This window comes from Martinezella sp. CNPSo 3795, assembly GCF_057784475.1.
Genome location: NZ_JBXSOQ010000019.1, coordinates 1 through 19,973 on the forward strand (window position 1 = coordinate 1; position 19,973 = coordinate 19,973).

Annotated in this window: 19 protein-coding genes and 1 tRNA gene; 6 read left to right on the top strand and 14 right to left on the bottom strand. The window is 60.6% G+C overall.

Going from position 1 to position 19,973, the window contains the following annotated elements; genetic code table 11:
- The first annotated feature begins 201 nt into the window (after window positions 1–201).
- The 3 genes from AC13QY_RS30405 to AC13QY_RS30415 all read left to right on the top strand — a co-directional run bounded on the left by AC13QY_RS30405 (window position 202) and on the right by AC13QY_RS30415 (window position 2,258).
- Window positions 202–278 (top strand) — tRNA-Met (locus tag AC13QY_RS30405).
- A 616-nt stretch (window positions 279–894) separates the two neighbouring features.
- Window positions 895–1,791, top strand: coding sequence for an ornithine lipid hydroxylase OlsE (olsE, locus tag AC13QY_RS30410; protein ID WP_488494404.1), 897 nt, complete (start codon window positions 895–897; stop codon window positions 1,789–1,791).
- A gap of 80 nt (window positions 1,792–1,871) precedes the next feature.
- The gene (locus tag AC13QY_RS30415; protein ID WP_488494405.1) at window positions 1,872–2,258 is read left to right on the top strand and encodes a hypothetical protein; all 387 of its coding nucleotides are present in this window, start codon (window positions 1,872–1,874) and stop codon (window positions 2,256–2,258) included.
- A gap of 56 nt (window positions 2,259–2,314) precedes the next feature.
- On the opposite strand, the gene AC13QY_RS30420 is transcribed toward AC13QY_RS30415, so the two are convergent.
- From AC13QY_RS30420 to AC13QY_RS30455, 8 genes are all read right to left on the bottom strand, one after another.
- Window positions 2,315–2,587 (bottom strand): hypothetical protein, encoded by a 273-nt coding sequence (locus tag AC13QY_RS30420; RefSeq protein WP_113332431.1) that lies wholly within the window; start codon window positions 2,585–2,587, stop codon window positions 2,315–2,317.
- 264 nt (window positions 2,588–2,851) lie between these two features.
- Window positions 2,852–3,481: an outer membrane protein gene (locus AC13QY_RS30425; protein ID WP_488494406.1), complete on the bottom strand. Its 630-nt coding sequence runs from the start codon at window positions 3,479–3,481 to the stop codon at window positions 2,852–2,854.
- Between the two features lie 423 nt (window positions 3,482–3,904).
- Complete coding sequence (locus AC13QY_RS30430) at window positions 3,905–4,969, bottom strand: ABC transporter ATP-binding protein (protein WP_488494407.1); 1,065 nt, start codon at window positions 4,967–4,969, stop codon at window positions 3,905–3,907.
- Entirely contained in the window at window positions 4,966–5,895 is a 930-nt protein-coding gene (locus tag AC13QY_RS30435) for a PfkB family carbohydrate kinase (protein ID WP_488494408.1), read from the bottom strand. Before AC13QY_RS30435 ends, AC13QY_RS30430 begins: the two co-directional genes overlap by 4 nt.
- Window positions 5,896–6,918, bottom strand: a complete 1,023-nt coding sequence (locus AC13QY_RS30440) for an SIS domain-containing protein (RefSeq protein WP_488494409.1) — start codon at window positions 6,916–6,918, stop codon at window positions 5,896–5,898.
- The gene (locus tag AC13QY_RS30445; RefSeq protein WP_113332426.1) at window positions 6,915–7,760 is read right to left on the bottom strand and encodes a carbohydrate ABC transporter permease; all 846 of its coding nucleotides are present in this window, start codon (window positions 7,758–7,760) and stop codon (window positions 6,915–6,917) included. Before AC13QY_RS30445 ends, AC13QY_RS30440 begins: the two co-directional genes overlap by 4 nt.
- Entirely contained in the window at window positions 7,760–8,644 is an 885-nt protein-coding gene (locus AC13QY_RS30450) for a carbohydrate ABC transporter permease (RefSeq protein ID WP_069615347.1), read from the bottom strand. The genes AC13QY_RS30445 and AC13QY_RS30450 overlap by 1 nt, the downstream gene beginning before the upstream one ends.
- 73 nt (window positions 8,645–8,717) lie before the next feature.
- Complete coding sequence (locus AC13QY_RS30455; RefSeq protein ID WP_488494410.1) at window positions 8,718–9,956, bottom strand: extracellular solute-binding protein; 1,239 nt, start codon at window positions 9,954–9,956, stop codon at window positions 8,718–8,720.
- A gap of 211 nt (window positions 9,957–10,167) precedes the next feature.
- Here AC13QY_RS30455 and AC13QY_RS30460 point away from each other — a divergent pair, with 211 nt between their 5' ends.
- Window positions 10,168–11,370: an ROK family transcriptional regulator gene (locus AC13QY_RS30460; protein ID WP_488494411.1), complete on the top strand. Its 1,203-nt coding sequence runs from the start codon at window positions 10,168–10,170 to the stop codon at window positions 11,368–11,370.
- 9 nt (window positions 11,371–11,379) lie between these two features.
- Here AC13QY_RS30460 and AC13QY_RS30465 read toward each other — a convergent pair whose 3' ends face one another.
- A complete protein-coding gene (locus AC13QY_RS30465; RefSeq protein ID WP_488494412.1) occupies window positions 11,380–11,715 on the bottom strand; it encodes a DUF6665 family protein in 336 nt (111 codons plus the stop codon).
- A gap of 251 nt (window positions 11,716–11,966) precedes the next feature.
- On the opposite strand from AC13QY_RS30465, the gene AC13QY_RS30470 reads away from it, so the two are divergent.
- The gene (locus tag AC13QY_RS30470; protein WP_488494413.1) at window positions 11,967–12,500 is read left to right on the top strand and encodes a methylated-DNA--[protein]-cysteine S-methyltransferase; all 534 of its coding nucleotides are present in this window, start codon (window positions 11,967–11,969) and stop codon (window positions 12,498–12,500) included.
- A 93-nt stretch (window positions 12,501–12,593) separates the two neighbouring features.
- Here the strand turns inward: AC13QY_RS30470 and AC13QY_RS30475 are convergent, their stop codons facing one another.
- The 5 genes from AC13QY_RS30475 to AC13QY_RS30495 all read right to left on the bottom strand — a co-directional run bounded on the left by AC13QY_RS30475 (window position 12,594) and on the right by AC13QY_RS30495 (window position 18,897).
- On the bottom strand, window positions 12,594–14,597 hold the full coding sequence (locus AC13QY_RS30475) for an aldo/keto reductase (RefSeq protein ID WP_488494414.1): 2,004 nt from the start codon (window positions 14,595–14,597) through the stop codon (window positions 12,594–12,596).
- A gap of 50 nt (window positions 14,598–14,647) precedes the next feature.
- Window positions 14,648–15,736 (bottom strand): ABC transporter ATP-binding protein, encoded by a 1,089-nt coding sequence (locus AC13QY_RS30480; RefSeq protein ID WP_488494415.1) that lies wholly within the window; start codon window positions 15,734–15,736, stop codon window positions 14,648–14,650.
- Between the two features lie 15 nt (window positions 15,737–15,751).
- Window positions 15,752–16,588 carry a carbohydrate ABC transporter permease gene (locus tag AC13QY_RS30485; protein WP_069615353.1) on the bottom strand — a complete coding sequence of 279 codons (837 nt, stop codon included), beginning with the start codon at window positions 16,586–16,588 and terminating at the stop codon, window positions 15,752–15,754.
- Window positions 16,585–17,445 carry a carbohydrate ABC transporter permease gene (locus AC13QY_RS30490; protein ID WP_113389945.1) on the bottom strand — a complete coding sequence of 287 codons (861 nt, stop codon included), beginning with the start codon at window positions 17,443–17,445 and terminating at the stop codon, window positions 16,585–16,587. The genes AC13QY_RS30485 and AC13QY_RS30490 overlap by 4 nt, the downstream gene beginning before the upstream one ends.
- 177 nt (window positions 17,446–17,622) lie before the next feature.
- A complete protein-coding gene (locus AC13QY_RS30495; RefSeq protein ID WP_488494416.1) occupies window positions 17,623–18,897 on the bottom strand; it encodes an ABC transporter substrate-binding protein in 1,275 nt (424 codons plus the stop codon).
- An 86-nt stretch (window positions 18,898–18,983) separates the two neighbouring features.
- Between AC13QY_RS30495 and AC13QY_RS30500 the strand changes: the two genes are divergently transcribed.
- Complete coding sequence (locus AC13QY_RS30500) at window positions 18,984–19,937, top strand: helix-turn-helix domain-containing protein (protein WP_233788792.1); 954 nt, start codon at window positions 18,984–18,986, stop codon at window positions 19,935–19,937.
- Window positions 19,938–19,973: the final 36 nt, after the last annotated feature.

Sequence of the window (19,973 nt, forward strand, 5' to 3'; positions counted from 1 at the left end):
TAACGACTTCTTCTTCGAGAACCTGGAATAACAGGCATCTCGAAAGCAGGTGCGCTCCAAAAGGTGCCCACCTAACACGCGATAAACCCCTCGGGTTTACGCTGGAAACACACGATAAACCGCTCCGCGGTTTACGTGGATGACGCAAGTCGGCTCCGCCGGCTTGCTACTCGCGACAAACCGCGCAGCGGTTTGCGATGGCGCGGGGTGGAGCAGCCCGGTAGCTCGTCAGGCTCATAACCTGAAGGCCGCAGGTTCAAATCCTGCCCCCGCAACCAATATTACCCACAACGCCCGCTTCCCGCGGGCTTTTTGCGTCTTGCCAACGCCTCATGCCTCCAAACCAACAGCAAGCCCCACGCAACAACCCAAACAATGCAGCAACACGGAACCAAGCGTTCCCCAATACACATAATAGCAATGGCGCAAAGACATAAACCTCTGGGCCAAGCGCACATCCTCGGCCTGCTGCACTTTTTCCGAAATAACGCAATGCTCCCGTAATCTGCTTCGCAGACCATCCGTGCATCAGACCAATCAAAGGCGGGTGGCTATGCGTTTTTTTCTTCTTGTGGCCTGTATGCTGGCACTCGACAGCTCCTGTCTATCGGCCGCCGAACGCGGTTCGGAGCGCGGCAATCGGTACCCTCTCCTCGTTCAATATCGATATGACTCATATAGATATGACCCATGTACCGATGGTCGCGTGAGCGATGGTCGGGCACACAGTTGCGAGGAGTTGCGGCGTGCCTGGCGGCATGATCGATGGCGCGACTGGCCGGAAGCAGAATACAGCCGTGCACGGCGATCCTCTATCAATCCATGTACGAACGGGCGTTTTAACGATGGCCGACCCCGATCCTGCCGGGAGCTGCTGGATTGGCTGGATTCGCAGTGAAAACAGTCCTCTCACTGTCGTCCTGGCCTTTGGTGTTCTTCTCGGGCCTCATTCTCACCCACTTCGCCTTCGAGAGCGAACGGCCGATGCTTGGTTTTGCGCTTGTCTATGCCGGCGAGGTGCTCCTGCTCCTGCTGCTCGAACGCTATATCCCCTATGAACGGCGCTGGCTGCTCCCGGATGGCGAAACGGCAAATAATATCGCCCATACGCTGCTGACCAAGGGGTTGGTGCAGCTGTTTGCGCTAGCTGGCGCTGTTTTCCCGATGTTTGCGGCGATGGTGCTGCAACCGTTCGCCGGCGCCCGGTTCGATCTGTGGCCGACAGGGCTGCCGATGCCTTTTCAGATAGCAATGGCTGTTGTCATCGCGGAATTCGGCCTCTACTGGTCGCACCGGATCGCTCATGAACGGCTGTTCTTCTGGCGCTTTCATGCGTTGCATCATAGCGTTATCAGGCTATGGGTCGTCAACACAGGACGTTTCCACATCGCCGATTCGCTGTTCAAGGTCGCCCTCAGCCAGCTTCCGCTCTATCTGATGGGAGCTCCGCTGCAGGTCTTTTGGTGGCTTGGCGCGGTCACGGCATTCGTGGGCATTCTCACCCACTGCAACGTCGATATGCGAACCGGTGCCTTCGATTATATCTTCAGCACGCCGCGTCTGCATCGCTGGCATCATTCCAAAGATATGCGCGAGGGCAATACGAACTACGGCGAAAATGTCGTGTTCTTCGATCTGCTGTTCGGCACCTATTTCAATCCCGATCGACCATCTTCGACGGATATCGGCATTCGCGGCGAGATCGCGAAAAGCTTTCTCGGCCAACTGGCGCAGCCTTTCCGCAAGGAAGGCATCCGCCAGATCCTTGGGCGCCCGACAAAAAGCGGCTGATGCGGCAAAGCGCAATGCTGCCGTAATCCCTGAGACGTACCCCTGCCTTGCATCTCCCTTCAGTTGCAAAGGACGTTCTAATGATTGCCATTCGCATGAAGCGGCTCCCTTACGGGATTGTTGCGCTTGCAGTCCTCCTGATCCTGTCGGCCTGTGCCTCGCAGATCATGAAGAGCTATATTGGCGCGCCGATCAGCAGCGTGATGCTGGATTACGGTCCGCCGGATAATGTCTATGATCTGGGGCCGGGTGCGCGTGCCTATCAGTGGCGCAAGCAGAAGACGCAGGTGGTGCCAGGCCAATCCAGCGGCGAAATCCGGGATACGCGTCGCGGCAAGCGTTATGAAGTTACCGAAACGCCGGGCTATGTCGAGCATACGGAATGTTTCTACACCTTCTATACCCGAGGCTCCGGTTCCGATTGGTATGTGACGAGTTTTCGCCAACCTTCGCTCGAATGCGAATAAACCCCTCTGGCTGCCTTGTGGAAGTCGGATGATTCCGCTGCTCGCAAGGGGTCAACTCAATCCCGGCCTGGTTTGTCAATTTTGCCCCATCGCCAACGCCATGGGGCATCGCTTTTCCACCAGGCAACGGAAATCAGCAATGCAGTCGGGAAGATGATTGCCGCGGCATAGCCGATTGGATGACTATCCGCATGAGGTCCACCGACGAAGATAATGGCCATCAGCACCAGCGCATAGATAACAAGCGCGATCCAACCCTGCCAACGGCAAGGCAGGCCGGCTCCGTAGCCGTATGCTTTGACATGGAACCAGGGGGCTCGGTTTCTCATACTGCCGATCCTTCGGCGGAGCGGTCATCGTTCCGCTGTGCTTCTTCACCAGCATTGTTGGTCAACTTTCGAGCAACGGCAAGGCCGCCGATCATGCGAGACGCAGTGACTATGACTGGTTCGATTGCGTGCGAATGAAGCGGCTGATTTTCATGAATAAGAGCGGCGAAGGGACCGATTCGGGGTTTGATCAACCATCCTCCGCCGCTCTCCGTCGGGCACGTCCTGGCTTGAAAAGGCGTGCCGACCTCTGCAAATCGGCGATCAGAAGCGATAGTTCAGGCCGGCCTTGATGACATGGTCACGCAGATCGGTCTTCGACTTACCGCTCGATGTCGTCGTGGAGACGTCGTTGGTCATGACGTAGTTGTATTCGATCTTGGCCGACAGCCCGCCGCCGAAGCCCTGTTCGACGCCACCGCCGACGAGATAGCCCTGCTTCCAGCTGCCGGAGGTGGAAACGCCCCTGCCGCCTTCGAACTTCGTCATCGTCAGACCCGCCGTGCCATAGACGAGCGTGCGATCGAAGGTCAGACCGGCCTTCGCCTTGGCAGCACCCCGGAAGCGCTCTTCCACCTTGCCATTTGGTACGCGTATCTCGTTGTTTCCGAGGTATGAGCCCTCCAGCTCGGCGCCGACGATGCCTGGCCCCACCTGGAAATTGTAGCCGGCTTGCACGCCACCGGTCAGGCCCTTGCCGCTGGCGAAAGGGTTGAATTTCGGCGAGGCGATACCGCCATGAGCGCCGAAATAGGCGCCGCTCCACTGGAAAGCCGGCGGCCGGTCATAGCCGGCATCCGGGGCCTGATAGGTAGTGAGATCGGCTGCGGAAGCGTTGGACGCGGCCGTCATGGCCAGAGCCGCGAACAGAATAGATTTTGCGCTGAGCGACATTGCTAACTCCATACGAAACCCGTGCACCATCCCTGGGCGCTCGCAAGGTCTCTGTTTGCGTTGGAGAACCGGACATCGGTTCCTGCTGTTCTCCGGTGCTGTCCGTCTTGAGAGCGGATCAACGTCAGGAGATGCTGGTCATTTTGCCGGTGAGAATTGCGGGTACATTGCAGGATTCGAAAATATTGAAAAATTATTGAATATTTTTATAGGGTTGAGCAGGGTTTCTTAATTATTCCTTAAGGATGGAATGCTGTCCGGCCCTGAGGGCTACCGTCGCGAAATGTCGGACGAAATGGGGCAGATCGGCATGATATGCGCAATGCCGCCTCCTTCCATGCTGCTGATGATAGGAATCCCCATCGCACCATCTCCGAGATCGCGGGCGCCATCCTCGGCGACCATTATCTGTATTCGAAAGGTCTACTCGCAACGCTGGCCGGTGGCGCGATCGAAGAGATGCAGCGCGCTGGCATCGAAGGCGAGCTTGAGCGTCTGCCCTTCGGCAATCGCGGTGCGCGGCGGCAGGCAGGCCATCAGCCGCTGCGAACCGGTTTGCGCCGTCACGATGAGCTCGGGGCCTGTGAGTTCCGCGACCTCGCAGATGGCCTCAAGCTTGCCGCTTTCCTCGAGGCGCAGCGTTTCCGGCCGGATACCGATCACCAGCTGCTGTCCTTGGCTGATCCCAGCTTTCGTCGCCGGCATCGGCAGCGTGATCGATGTTCCGTCGATGCGCAGCAAACCTTGATCGGCAGTCGCGTTCAAAAGGTTCATCGGCGGCGCGCCGACGAAGGTCGCGACATAGAGTGTTGCCGGATGATTGTAGATTTCGTCCGGCGTGCCGAGCTGTCCGATCCGTCCGTCCCGCATCACGGCGATGCGGGTTGCGAGTGTCATCGCTTCGATCTGGTCGTGCGTCACGTAGACGACGGTGGTCTTCAGCATCTGGTGCAGGCGCTTCAGCTCGGTGCGCATCTCCATGCGCAGCTTGGCGTCGAGGTTGGAGAGCGGCTCGTCGAAGAGGAAGACTTCCGGCTTGCGCACCAGGGCACGGCCGATCGCCACACGCTGGCGCTGGCCGCCGGAAAGCTGGCTTGGCTTGCGCTCCAGCAGCGCCTCGATCTGCAAGAGCTTCGCCGCCTCGCGCACTGCCTTGTCGCGTTCCGCCGCAGGCACCTTGCGCATCTCCAGCCCGAAGCCGATGTTGCGATGGACCGAGAGGTTCGGATAGAGCGCATAGGACTGGAACACCATGGCGATGTCGCGGTCCTTCGGATGCACACCGAGCACGGAACGTTCGCCAATGCGGATATCGCCGCTGGTCGCCTCGGCGAGCCCGGCGATGATGTTCAAAAGCGTGGACTTGCCGCAGCCAGACGAGCCGAGCAGCACCAGGAATTCGCCGCTTTCAAGCGAAATATCGATGCCTTTCAGCGTCTCCACTTCGCCGTAGCTCTTGCGGATGTTCTGGATTTCGAGCGCGCTCATTGAACGGCCTCCTCGGATGCTTGAGCCGGGCCGTAGCTGCGCGGCAATGTGGAAATGGCGCGGGACGCGACCGCGGTCCCGGCCGAAAGGCAGGCCGCAAGCGGCTCGCCGCGGGCAAGGGCGGCCAGGAAGCCGGCATTGAAGACATCGCCGGCGCCGATCGTGTCGACGACGGTGACCTTTGGTGCTGCGGCCGAAGCCAGCACGCCGTCGGCATCGACGGCGATCGCGCCGTCCGGACCGCGCTTGACGACGAAGATCGCGCCTTCTGGCATCAGTGCATGGAGCGCGCGCGCAGCCTCCGCGGGATCATCTATGCCGGCTAAGGTCGTCGTTTCAACTTCGTTCATCAGCGCGATTCCGCAGCGGGAGAGCCAACGCCGCGTGGCATTGCAATTCTCCTTGGTCCAGCCGTCGAGCGGCCAACCGGTATCGAGCGCGACTGTGATTCCATGCTTGTCGGCCCAGTTGAACAGCGCGTCATAGTCGCGTGTAAGATCTTCGGTCAGAAAGGCGCCGCAGAGCAGTGCATAGCCGCCGGCAAGCTTCTGGCCATCGAGAACCGCAAACACGTCATCGAGATTGAAGCGTGGCAGGTGGCCGCGCGTGGTGAAGAAGGTGCGCTCGCCATCGGGATGGGTAATGCCGACCGAGAGCGTCGTGCCCTCCGGTCGCACGGGCCACTTGCTGCTGCGCGCGCCGAACGCTTCGCTAAGCCAGCGCCCGAACTGATCGCTGCCGACATTAGCCGCGATCTCGTAATCGACGCCGAGGCCCTCCCAGGCAAGCGCGCTATTGCCGGCCTGGCCGCCGACGCGCAGCTCGTCGTGATCGACAATGATCTCCGTGCCGGCCTTCGGCCACGGCGCTGCCGGCCCGAGGATCAGGTCGATATTGACGTTGCCGATGACTGAAAGCGGCTTCATTCATTCGCTCCGGGTGATCTTGGTGGAGCGCACCGGCGTGCCGGCATTCTCCACCCGCTCGTCGGCAAAGGCGATCATCAGCGACTGGGCGACAGGCAGCATCTGGAAGATGGCCGCAAGACCGGTTTCCGGCTTGAAGCGCAGGGTGACGCAACCGGGAACCGGTTCTTCCCCGGAGCCGTCGAAGATGATCACTGGGGCACCCGTCTCGACGGCGGAAGCGGCCATGGCCGTCACGAGACCGGCGGTCGCATCATTGCCGCGGAACAGCACCACGCCGATCGAGGCGCCAAGCATTTCCATCGGACCGTGACGCAGCTGGCCGCCTTCGAGCGAGAAGCACGGGCGGCGCGAAAGTTCGGTAAGTCCGAGCGCCAGAGCCTCGGCAATACCTTGTAGACGCCGACCGGAGGTTACAACCGTCGCCACATTGGCGAGAGCCGCAAGCGCCGGCTTGATATCGAGCGTTTCGGGCGCGCGAAGCACGGAAAACGCAGGCGCCGGATCCTGACCGAGGGCGGCGAATACAGCCAGATGCAGCGCGAAGGTGACCGTGAGGCTGCGTGTAGCGGCAAAGGCAAGCTCCGTGCCGCCGGCGCCGACAAGAGAAGGCGCGGTCTTGGCGAGGAAGGAGCTACTCTCCAGTGTCAGGCCGAAGGTCTCGGCAGTGCCGCCCGTCTCGTTGAACCAGCGCAGCACTTCGGCGCTTTCGCCGGATTGCGATGTCATGAAGATCGTACGGCCCTCCAGCGATAGCGGCTGGCCGAGCTGTTCGGAAAGCGGCAGGGCGATCGCATCGATGCCGGCGGCGCGATAGAGCGGCTCGACGGCGCGATTGACCGCGTGGAAACCGCCCATGCCGAGCAGCAGCAGCCTGCCGGTGCGTTTCAGCGAGGCGGCGGCCTTGGCGGCCATGTCGGCGGCAGCCTCGAAGGAGGCAAGCGCATCGCTATGCTGGCGCGCCATTTCGTGGTCGATGGCGGCAAGGCCTTCGGGGCGGGTTTTCTCTGTGGTCATGGTCATCCCTTTACGCCGCCATTGGTCAGGCCCGAGATAAGGGCACGTTGCATGACAAGGCCGATCAGCACCGGGGGCAGGGCGGCTAGCACGCCGGCAGTCGCGATCAGTCCGTAATCCGAGACACGACCGCCGGCGAGATCCGCGATGGCGACGGTGAGGGTCTTGGCGCGCTGGTCTGACGTGAAGAGCAGCGCGTAGAAGAATTCATCCCAGGCAAGCAGGAAGGCAAAAAGCGCCGAAGTCGCCATCACGGGCATGGCAAGCGGCAGCGTGATGATTCGCAGCGTCTGGAACAGCCCGGCGCCATCGATCATTGCCGCAGCCTCGATCTCCTTCGGAATGGAATCGAAGCCGGATTTCATCAGCCAGGTCGTGAATGGCGCGAGAATCGTCAGATAAACAAGCGCCAGGCCGAAAACGTTGTTGAGCATGCCGAGATGGGCAAGCCCCATATAGAGCGGCACGGCAAGCGCCACCGGCGGCAGCATATAGGTGGCGATGACCATAGAAAGCGACCATCCGACAGATGGCGTGCGCGATACGGCCCAGCCGGCAGGAATGGCGAGCGCAATGGCTGCGATGGTCGCCATGCCGGCCACCTCGATGCTGTTGCGCAGCGATGAGGTGAAGGCGGCACCCTCACTGTTTTCCAGCGTCGACAGCAGCAGCTTATAGCGCGAGAAGTCCGCCGTCTGCGGCCACCAGCGCAGCGGCTTGGCGGCGAGATCGGCAGCCGGCGAAATGCTCATGATGAAGAGCCAGGCGATTGGCGCCAGGATCACGACGGCGAGCAGGATGGCGCAGACATAGATGAAGCAGGTGAAGAGCGGGCTCTGGCGTTCCATCAGGCGGCACTCCCTGCGGTTTTGCGGACAAGGGCGGCATAGGCGGCGGCAAGCAGCGTGACCAGCAGCGTGACGATGAGGGCAAGCGATGCGCCCGACCCCGCTCGCTGGAAGGAAAAGGCTTCCTGATAGACGAGGATCGATAGAGTGCGCGTGCTGTTTGCCGGCCCACCGCGTGTCATCACCCAGATGATATCGAAGACCTTGAAAGCCTCAATGGTGCGCAGCACCAGCGCCACCATCAGCGGTCCCACAAGATAGGGAAGGATGACGAAGCGGAAGCGCTTGAAGGGGCCGGCGCCATCGACCAGCGACGCGGCGGTGATATCGCGCGGTACCGCCTGCAGGGCGGCAAGTGCAATGAGCGCCACCAGTGGGAAATTCTTCCAGCAGTCGGCGACGATGAGTGCCGTCAGCGCCGTGCCCGGTTCGCCGAGCCAGGAGCGGTAGGCGTCGATGAGGCCAAGCTGGGTGAGGGCTGCGTTGAGCGCGCCATATTCGGGATTGTAGATCAGCCGCCACAACGTCGCGTTCACGACGGTCGGCAACGCCCAGGGCAGGATCATTAGTGCACGCAGCACGCCGCGACCCCTAAAATTCTGATTCAACAGCAGGGCAGCCAGCACGCCGAGCACCATTTCGGCGGCAACGGAGACGATCGCGAACCACGCCGTGGTAATCAGGGTGCGCTGAAAATTGGAGTTCGCCAACATCTTCGCGTAATTGTCGATACCGACGAAATTGCCGCCGGTTCCCACAAGCTTCGCATCGGTGAAAGAAAGGCCGACCGTGTCGACGAGGGGCCAGCCGATGACGGCGATCATCACCACAAGCAGTGGCAGCATCAAAAGCCAGGCGCGAGTTGTCATGGAGGTGCCGGACATGGCAGGCCCCTTCTTTCATTCTTCATGGAGGAGATTAGAGGCGGGCGGTGACTGGCACCGCCCGATGAGATTATCAGAGACCGCTATTGTCGGCAGCAGACTTCAGTGCGTCTTCCGGAGAAGACTGGCCGAGCAGCGATTCCTGGATCGCCTGCTGAAGTGCGGTTGACAGTTCCTGATATTTCGGCGTCGTCGGACGCGGATACATGGCAGCGAGGCCGACCTTTGCGGCCGCGATCAGTTCTTCCTGACCCTTGGTGACGGCCGGATCACTGTAGGACGATGCCCAGATCGGCAGGCTGAGCTTCGCATACTGGTTCTGCGTTGCCTGCGAGGTCATGAAGGAAATGTACTTCCAGGCTTCGTCCGGATGCTTGCTGGCAGAGGTGATGCCGAGGCCCATAGAGCCGTTGACGGCGGAAGCCTCGCTCTTGCCGGCAACGCCCGGTGCCGGCACGACGCCGACCTTGCCCGCGACCTTGCTGTCCTTCGGGTCGTTCGCCATGTTGTACATGTAGGTCCAGTTCAGTGCGAAGGCGGCATCGCCGTTTTCGAAGACCTTGCGGACGTCCTCCTCGAGGAATTCCTTGGAGTTCGGATTGGTGAGGCCGGACTTGTAGCTGGTGACCATGTATTTCAGCGCATCAAGGCCGCCGCCGGTCTGGAAGTCCGGCTTGCCGTCCTTGATGAAATCGCCTTTATAGGCGCTGACGAGCGTGGCGTAGTCGCAGATCGCGGCTTCTGCCTGCGACCAGCTCCAGGCGATGGGCGTTGCCAGAAGGCCCTTGTCCTTGATGATCTTGGCCTGTTCGTTCAGTTCGTCCCAGGTCTTCGGCGGCGTCTTGATGCCGGCCTTTTCCAGGACTTCCTTGTTATAGAACAGGTACTTGGTGTCGAGGATCCACGGCATGCCGTAGTACTTGCCGTCATACTGCACCGTCGTCCATGCACCCGGCAGCACGTTCTTCTTCGTCTCGTCGGAGATGCGCGAGGAAACGTCGACCAGAACCTTGTTGGTCGCGTATTCGGCCGGCCAGATCACGTCGAAGAGCACGACGTCGTAGCCGCCGCCAGAACCCTGCGCCAGCACGGTCTTGTCGTGCAGGCCTTCATAAGGGACGAATTCGAGGTTGACCTTGATGTCCGGATTGGCCTTGGAGAAGGCATCCGTCATCGCGCGCACATCGGCTTCGCTATAGGCAGCCTGCGCCATGAAGAGGGCATTGATCGTGGTTTCGGCAAAGGCGTGCGAGGCAAAGGATACGCCGATCAGTGCTGCGCCCAGCAATGTCTTGTTCAATGATTTCAACATTCCATCCTCCAGTTTTTGACAGTCACGCAATTTTCCAAAGGCGGCTGACGTCGCCATCGGTTGTCGAGCAGGCAATTGGCCGGGCTGGCTGCCGAACATTGATCGGAGCGTCGCTTAAGTTCCCTGGTGAAACTCTGTGGTTTCTTTTAAGTCAATTGTCTTGACTAATTTGTTCTTCAATATTCTATTGCTGTCAAGAGGGCAAAAGCGGATGAACGATATTCGCCCGATCAGGGCTACCAGCGGAACGAACCACGAGGGCACCAGCGCCCATAACCGGCGGGTGATCATCGACGCCCTGCGGCTCAATGGTGCGCTCTCCCGCGCAGATCTCGCGCGCGCCACCCGCCTGACGAAACAGACCGTCTCCAACATCATGGAGGAGCTGGAAAACGACGGTCTCGTCACATCAAGGGAAACCGTGCGCCGCGGCCGCGGCCAACCCTCGACGCCGTATGGTCTCGTGCCTGAGGGCGCTTTCGCTATCGGTCTGCAGATCGACCGCCACATCACCCGTGCCATCGCCGTCGATCTCGTCGGCAATGTCCTCATCTGCAAGGAAGCGAACCTGCCGGGAGGTGGACCGGCGACAGGTACGCCCGTCGTCTTGCAGCTCGTGGAGGACGTGCGCAGCGAATTGAAGCAGCGAGCGGCTCAGGCGGAGAAGCGCCTCGTCGGCCTCGGTGTCGCGATGCCAGGCCCGTTTGGTATCGAACAGGAGGATGCCGACAATCCCTGGATGATGGGCGCCTGGCAGCGCTTTCCGCTGCTGGAAACGCTGTCGGCCGGAACTGGCCTCAACGTCACCCTGCAGAACGACGCGGCCGCCTGCGCGACCGCCGAGCGCATGGTCGGCGCCGCACATGGCCTCGACCATGCCGTCTGCCTCTATGTCGGCTATGGTATCGGTGCCGGGCTCATCCTCGATGGTGAGCTCTATAGCGGTGCGCATGGCAATGCCGGCGAAATCGGCATGGCACTGCTGACATCAGGCGGGAAACAGACCCAGCTGGAGCATCGCGCATCACTGGCTTCACTCTACGATCACCTCGGCCTCGATCCGATGGCGCCGGATATCTATTCGCTGATAGACAAACGGGCCGCTGCCGACGATCCTGATATTCTCGCCTGGATCGAAAGGGCGGCGATCGACCTGCGCTGGAGCGTGCAGCTCATCGAAACCATCTTCGATCCGCAGACCGTGATTCTGTGCGGTGGCGCGCCCCCGGCGCTCGCAACTAGGCTGATGGCCGCGATGCAGCCGCTCCTGCCCTCCAATGCCGATCGTCCCGATCGATTGCTGCCGCGCCTGCAGCTCGGCATGACCGATCCTTGGGCAGTGGCGCGCGGTGCGGCGGCAGAGCCGATCGGCCATGCCTTCGATCCGCGCTTCCAGGCGATTCTGAAGTCGTAAGATTGAAAATCAGGGATGCCGCGGGCTGGCCCCGAGGCGCGCAAGCACTTTGTTGGGAATGCCATAGCGCTGGATGACGTCACGGCCGTTGCGCAGGCCGCAGATCTCGCGATGGATGAACATGGCCCAGACGGCTTGCGCCGCAATATCCACCAGCCGCTCGTGCTCGATGCCCTGCTTGCCCTTGGCCTCGCCCTCCTGCAAGGCCGCAAGCGCCGCTTCCACCTTCATGCCGTGATGCCCGAGCGTACTGGCGCGTTCCGACATCATCTCATATTCGAGAATGCCAAGGCCGGTTTCGTTTGTTTGCGATGGATTGAAATTGCGCGGCGGGCGAACTGTCATATCGGGTTCCGCAAGCTGGCGATCTGTCTCCCCGTGATTCTACACAATTCCAGCCCATTCCCCAAGCGCACATGGTGGCTGCGTCATCTTGCGGCTGAGCACATGAATCGGAAAATGCCGGGATTTTCCTGCCTGCCGTCCGTTTTCGGGTGGTTGGCGACGGTCATTTGAGGTCCAATGGGGACATAAGCGCTCCATCAGAGGCAATCTCGCCCGATGCCATGAGCGCAATTCAAAGAAAGGATATCGGCATGACCAAAGCCTCGAAAAATGCGGAAAAGCAGTATGTCTATCGGATCATGAACTCGCCCGTCGGCGCATTGAAGCTCGTCGGCAGCGATGATGGGCTTGCCGCGATCCTCTGGGACAATGATCGCCCAGGCCGTGTGCCCTTGCTGATCGTGGCGGAAGATGACAGCCATCCCGTGCTCTTGGAAACCGAGCGGCAGCTCCGCGAATATTTCGCCGGCGAACGACAGGTTTTCGATCTGCCGCTCGATTTTGCCGGAACTGAATTCCAGCAGAAGGTCTGGCAGGCCCTGCTCGCCATCCCCTTTGGCGAAACGCGCAGCTACCGCCAGATCGCGACCGAAATCGGCTCGGCAAAGGCGATCCGCGCCGTCGGTGCCGCCAATGGCCGCAACCCGATCTCGATCATCGCACCCTGCCATCGCGTGGTGGGATCGGCCGGCGATCTCCGAGGATTTGCCGGCGGTCTCGAACGCAAGGCCTATCTGCTGCGGCTCGAAGGGGCTGATGAGAAGACACTCGATTTTGCCGCCTGACCTTCGCGGTTATTCAGGCAGACATGAAAAGGCCCATCCGTGAAGCCGGATGGGCCTTTCGTTTTAATCCCGTCCGAGATCGTCAAGGCTATCTCAGCCTTCGAGCCACTTCACCTGCTCCGGCGTCAGCTTGATGTCGAGCGCCGAGAGGCTGTCTTCCAGCTCGGCGATCGTGCGCGGTCCGATCAGCGGTATCACAGGGAAGGGCTGTGCGACGACATAGGCAAGCGCGATATGGATCGGGCTGCGGCCGAGCTTCTGCGCGAGTTCGATCGCCCGATCGCGGCGGCCGAAATTGCGGTCGGAATACCAGACGCGGACCAATTCCTCGTCGTCGCGCTTGTCGCGGCCGGCGCGGTCCGTAAAGAAGCCGCGGCCCTGGCTCGACCAGGCGAAGTTCGGGATCTGCTTGGCATTGAGCCAGGCCTTCCACTCATCGTCCGAGGCGGCGATGCAGCCGGCCCAGATCGGGTCGAGCATTTCCGCCAGCGAGAAGTTGTTGGAAAGGGCAGCCGGTGCCGTCTTGCCGTTCCTCTCGGCATAGGCGATCGCCTCGTCGAAGCGGGCGCGCGTCCAGTTCGAGCCGCCGAAGATGCCGCGAATACGGCCGGCTTTCACCTCGGCATCCATGGCATCGACGAACTCGCCGACCGGAACGTCGGTATTGTCGCGATGCATGAAATAGATGTCGACATAGTCGGTCTTTAGACGGTTGAGGGACAGGTCGAGCTGCTTGGCGATCACATCCGGATAGCAGAGTGGTGAATGCGCACCCTTGCCGATCAGCACGATCTCCTCGCGCGGCACGTTGCGGCTGGTGTGCCAGTCGCCGAAGATGCTCTCCGTCTTGCCGCCACCATAGACATAGGCCGTGTCGAAAGCATTGCCGCCGGCTTCATAGAAGGCGTCGAGCGTCAGCGAGGCGGCTGCGAAATTCGGGAAAAATTCGAAGCCGAGCGTTACGAGCGATGCCGGCTTCGAGATGCCGGGAATGCTGCGCTTCGGAATGCTGTTGCCCTTGGTGACGGTCCCGCCGGCGATGTTCTTCGTCCGCTTCGCGGCCTTTTCGATGCTATATTCAAGGCCGATCGATGCGCGCCATTGGTCGAGCACCTTGAGGTTGCCGATCGAATCGGCCCAGCTGATGCCGGGATAGGCGAATTCCTTGTTTCCGGCGCGGATGGCATCGCCAGCCGCATCGACTTCGAAGGAATAGAGCCAGCGATCTTCCTTGACTTCGATCGTCTGGGTCTCGCCGCCCTTGATGACGTCGATCTTGCCGACACCGCCCTTGTGACCGGAGGCGAACCAGAAGTCCTTGACTTCGATACGGCCTTCGGAGCCGATGATGCGCAGCGTGTTGTCCTGATTGGCCATGATGGAGCAGGACACTTCGGCAATGATGTCGTTCGGGAACTTCAGGACGGCGGAAGCCCATTCGTCAACGCCGGTCTGACCGAGATGGCCGACGCCCGATACCTTTTCCGGATCGAGGAACGGCTTGCCGTCGACCGCGCCGGCAATCAGGCGGGCCATAGAGACCGGATAGCCGCCGACATCGAGAATGCCGCCGCCGGCAGTCTCATTGGCAAACAGCCGGTGTTCCGGATTGACCTTACCCATGTTGAAACCGAAGGAGGTGCGGATGATGCGCAACTCGCCAATCACGCCGCTCTTGACGAGCTCGATCAGTTTCGCCGTCTGCGGATGGACGCGATACATGAAGGCTTCGCCGGCGAAGACACCGGCCTTCTTGGCCTCGTAATAGATAGCTTCGGCATCGAAGGCAGAAAGCGCGATCGGCTTTTCGACGAGCACATGCTTGCCGGCACGGATCGCCTTGATCGCCCATTCGGCGTGGCCGGTATGCGGCGTGGCGATATAGACGGCGTCGATTTCCTTGTCGGCGAGCAGGGCTTCGTAGCCGTTGACGATGCGCGCGCCCGGGAAACCGTCGCCGAGACCCGGCTTGTCCGGGTTGCGGCTCGCGATGGCCACCAGCTTGCCGCTGCGGGAATGGGCGATACCATCGGCAAAAGTCTGTGCGATCCTGCCGGGGCCGATGATGCCCCAGCGGATTGGTGTCTCAGTAGTCATGGAACGATCCTTTCTAAATCTGCATGCTGTCTTGGGAGGATTGGCAGCGCCTATCGCAATCGGTTGCCGGCGCTGTCGAACAGGAATGTCTTTGTCGCCGAGAGCGCCACGGTGAGCTTGTCGCGGTTGCCCGTGTTGCGGGATTCCTCGCGCTCGATGACGATCTGCTCGCCGCCTTCGATATTGGCGTAGATGTAGCTGGTATTGCCGAGATGTTCTGCGACGTCGACATCGACGGTCATGTCCACATCGCCGCGTCCGGTCTCGAGAAAATGTTCCGGGCGGACGCCGAGCGTCACCGGCTGGCCGACCTCCACCTTTGCCGAGGAGACGGGCAATGTCAGGCGGATGTTGCGCTGGCCCTTGAGCACGACGGCGATGCGGCCCTGCTGATTGTCAGCCACTTCGGCCTGCAGGAAGTTCATCTTCGGCGAGCCGACGAAGCCTGCGACGAACTGGTTGGCCGGGTCGTCGTAAAGGTCCAGCGGCGCGCCCACCTGCTCGATATTGCCGCCGCGCAGCACGACGATCTTGTCGGCAAGCGTCATGGCTTCCGTCTGGTCGTGGGTGACGTAGATCATCGTCGTGCCGAGCTTCTTGTGAAGGCGCGAGATTTCCACACGCATCTGCACGCGCAGTTCGGCGTCGAGGTTGGACAGCGGCTCGTCGAACAGGAAGATCTGCGGTTCGCGCACGATGGCGCGGCCGATGGCGACGCGCTGGCGCTGGCCGCCGGAAAGCTGCTTCGGCCGGCGCTGCATCAGCTCGGTGATCTGCAGGATCTCGGCGGCCTGCTTGACGCGGCGGTCGGTGTCGGCCTTCGGGTTGCCGTTCATGCGCAGACCGAAATTGAGGTTCTGCTCGACAGTCAGATGCGGGTAGAGGGCATAGGACTGGAAGACCATGGCGATGCCGCGATCGGCCGGTTCCACATCGTTGACGACACGGCCGCCGATCTTGAGCTCGCCGCCGGAAATATCCTCCAGCCCGGCGATCATGCGCAGAAGCGTGGACTTGCCGCATCCGGACGGCCCGACGAAGACGACGAATTCGCCGTCTTTCACATCGAGATTGGCGCCGTGGATGATTTCCAGCGAACCGTAGCGTTTGACGATATTGGTGAGAGAAAGTTCAGCCATACGGATCTCCCGGAATTATTTGATTGCGCCGGCGGCAATGCCGGCGATGAAGTGGCGTTGCAGGAGAACGAAGATGATGAGGATCGGCGCCGTCAGCATTACGGCACCGGCCATGATGCCGCCCCAGGAGACCCTTGTGAGGCCGATCAGCGTTCCGAGCGCGACAGGCGCTGTCATCATCCCCGGCCGGGAGTTGATGAGCAGCGGCCAGAGATAGTTGTTCCAGGAAGCCAGGAACAGGATGATGGCGAGTGCCGCCATGGTCGGCCTCGCGAGCGGCAGGGCGATGCGCAGGAAGATCTGCCATTCCTTGACGCCCTCAACGCGGGCGGCATCAAAGAGTTCGCCCGGCATCATCGAGAAAGCCTGACGCATGAAGAGAACGCCGAGTGAGTTGAAGAGCGGCGGCACGATCAGCGCAACCCATGTGTTCGCCAGCCCGAAATCGCGTGCCACCATGATGAATTGCGGAATGATGACGACGGAGTAGGGCAGCGTGATGGTGCCGAGGATGATGCCGATGACGCCCGAACGGCCGGCGAACTGATAGCGCGCCAGCGCCCATCCAGCCATCGATGTCAGCAGCACCGACAGGAAGGTGTAGATGACCGCAACGACGATGGAGATCGTCATCGCGCCGACGAAGTTGGTGTCGGCCTGCAGGTTCCGGAAGTTGTCCATGAAACCAGTCGACGGTGTCAGGATGATGCCGGGACTGAAAATGCCGTAATCGGGCATGGTGGAGAAGACGAACATCATCCAGAGCGGAAACAGCCAGATGATGGCGAGCGGCGCCAGCAGGCCGTGCAGGGCGATCGAGCGGATGAGAGTGGATCTGGATTTTGATTTCATTTCGGTTCGCGCCCCACCCAGAGATTGAGAAGAGAGATGACGACCGCAAGCGCCGCCATCGTATAGGCGATCGCCGAGGCATAGCCGAAGTTGGTCGACTGGAAAGCCTGGCGATAGAGCAGCAGACCGAGCGTTTCCGTCCCGCCGCCGGGGCCTCCTCTATTGGTAATCAGATATGGTTCGGTGAAGAGCTGCATGGTGCCGATGACGGACAGGACCACGCAGAACAGAATGATCGGCTTCAGGAGCGGCAGTGTGATGTGGATGAACTGCTTGAAGCGGCTGACGCGGTCGAGGGTTGCGGCCTCGTAAACATCCTCCGGGATCGATTGCAACCCGGACAGAATGATGATGGCGTTGTAACCCGCCCAGCGCCAGGTGACGGCGATAACGATGAGCACCATGGCGGCGTGGGAATCGGCGAACCACGACACCGGCGCGATGCTCACACTGCCGAGCAGCTTATTGATGATGCCGAAATCGACGTTGAACATCAGGCGGAAGACCGCGGCATAGGCGACCTCTCCAACGACGACGGGCGCGAAGAAAGCGAAGCGGAAAATGCCACGGGCCTTCAACAGCGGTGAGTTCAGCAGCACCGCCATGACCGTGGCGAGCGTGATCATGACCGGCACCTGGACGATCAGGATTATCAACGTGTTTTCAAGCGCGTTGTAGAATGCCGGATCACCGAACAGCCGCCCCCAATTGAGCGACAGATTGAAGGTCCACGGATTAACGCGGGTATTCTGGAACGAGATCAGAAACGAATCGATGATCGGCCAGACCCAGAAAGCGGCGAATACCAGAAGATAGGGTGCAAGGAACGCATAGGCGCTCCGGTTTCGCAACCGCATGAAAGCCTTCTCCTTTATGCGCAGAAAAATGATGCGTAACATCCCATCCCCGCCGCCCTCTAAAGCGTGACGCCGAAAAGTGTAGGCGGTTTTCGGACGACGCCGCGCTCTGCTTCTTTGATTCTAGAGCGGCGGGGATGCCGGGCGCGGCTTGGGAGGCACGCCCGGTGGTGTCAATCATTTCGCGAGCGGCAGGCCCGTCGCCGAGGCGATCTGCTGGGCCGCGTCGTCGAGCGCAGCCTTGCCGTTTGGATATCCGCCGGCAAGATATTTCGTCTGAACGGCTTTGATGATCTCATCGGCGTCGCTGAAATACTGGGTACCTGGGCTCGGGTGGATCTTCGGCAGGGTGGCGAGGATATCGGCCCAGACCTTTTGCCCACCCCAATAGGGCTGCGGTTCGTTGACGAAGGGGTCCTTGACCGCCGTCAACAGCGACGGCACGAGACCGAAGGACTTCAGCATCGTCACCTGGCCCTCATTGGTGCCAAGCGTGTATTCGAGGAATTTCCAGGCGGCTTCCTTGTGCTTGGAGCCGCTGGCGATTGCGAGCGAGGAACCGCCAAGATTGGCTGCATGCGGGCCGTCAGCCGTCATGCTCGGCATCGGATAGACGCCCCATTTGCCGGCGAGGTCCGGCGAGGTGGAGCGGACGGTGCCTTCATACCAGCCGCCATAGAGCTGCGATGCCACCTTGCTTGCAGTGTTCGCCTGAATTTTCTCGTTCCAGTTCGCCGCGGTCATCAGGCCCGCGTCCTTGATCTCCTTCACCTTGTCCAGCGCCTTGACGCAAGCCGGTTGGTTGACGGTGATGCTCTGGCTGTCGCTCGAAAAATAGCCGCAACCCTGTTCGTTGGCGAGCATGCGGAACCATTCGCTGTCGCCGTTGAGATCGGCCTGCGTCATGACCACACCAGGATTGGCGGCGGAGATCTTCTTACCGGCGGCGATGAAATCGTCCCAGGTCTTGATCGTTGCCGGATCGACGCCGGCCTTTTCATACATGTCGCGGCGATAGAACATGGTGACCGGGCCGGAGTCCCATGGCATGGCGTAGGCGGCATCGCCGACTTCAAGCTCGGCGCGCTTGAAATCCGGGAACTGCTTCTTCAGCTCGTCGTTGTAGCCGAGCTTCGTGAGATCGGTCAGGCAGTCCGGAAAGCGGTTCCAGAAGATCGAAGCCTTGTGGTTTTCGATCGACATGACGTCGGGCAGGCCGTCGCCGCCGGCGGCGCAGGCAGCCAGCATCTTGTCGAAGACCCCTGGGTTGCCGATGTCTTGAACCTCGACCTTGATGTCAGGATATTTCTTGTTGAACCCCTCGACTGTGGACTTCAGCGCCGATGCGGCGATGTTCCAGCTCCAGACCGTAATGGTGGTTTGCTCAGCAAAGGCAGAACCGGAAGCGAGCAGGGCAGCAAGGGCCGTCGCTCCAGCAAGTTTTAAACGCATTGAAAATCCTCCCTTTTCAATTGCCGTCCTCAAGAGAACACGCTTAAACTAGCTGTCGGTACGCTTCTGTCTCCTAAAAAAGGAACATCGACTTGGCGAAAAGTAAGGTGGGTCAACGGGCGGTTTATCAGCCGGGGGCGAGCAGTGTCGAAGGGCTCCCAAACGTCCTGCAGATGTTTCATAACCACCCGTTGCCGATGGCAAAGCCGCATTGGCACGCGCAGGTGGAAGTCAATTACATCGTCCGCGGCACCGTGCATTACCGCATCGGCGATCACGAGCTTACTTTGAGAGCCGGCGAGATCTGCCTTTTCTGGGGTGGCCAGCCGCATCAGCTGGACGAGCTGTCGGAAGATTCGATCTATGCGGGCGCGCATCTGCCGCTTGTGCATTTCTTCCGCCTGCGGCTGCCGCTCGATATTTCCGGCCGCCTCATTCGCGGGCAGGCGCTGATAAGCTCGGCGACCGATGCCGCAGACGACGAAAATTTCGCGCGATGGCATCGTTATGTCATGTCCGAGGACGGCGCCAAGGCCGAACATGCCGTCGCGGAACTTCTCCTGCGCCTGGAGCGCATCGCTTTCGAGCCCTATCGCATGGTGCCGGAGAAGCAGGAAAATCTGACCAACGATCAGGCCCATCCGCAATCCTCGCGCAGCCTGGCGCGCATGTGCGATTTCATCGCCGATAATTTTCTGCACGACATCGATACCGTCGATATCGCCAAGGCGGCGCATCTCCATCCGAAATACGCGATGAACCTCTTCAAGAAATCCACCGGCATGACGTTGGCCAAATATGTGAACCTGCTGCGCCTGTCGCGCGCCCAGGCGATGCTGATGCGGGACGGCGCCAATGTCCTGCAGGTGGCGATGGACAGCGGCTTCGGCTCGATCAGCGCCTTCAACAAATCCTTCCGCCATATTGCCGGCATGACGCCTTCCGATTTCCGCCGCGACATGCGCGTGCTATCGGCAATGAATGTCGAAGCCATCAAGCCTTCGATGCATCGACCGCCGCAGCAACATTATCGTTCGTGAGACTTGCAGTCATGGGCGATCTCGCGCATTGCTCCT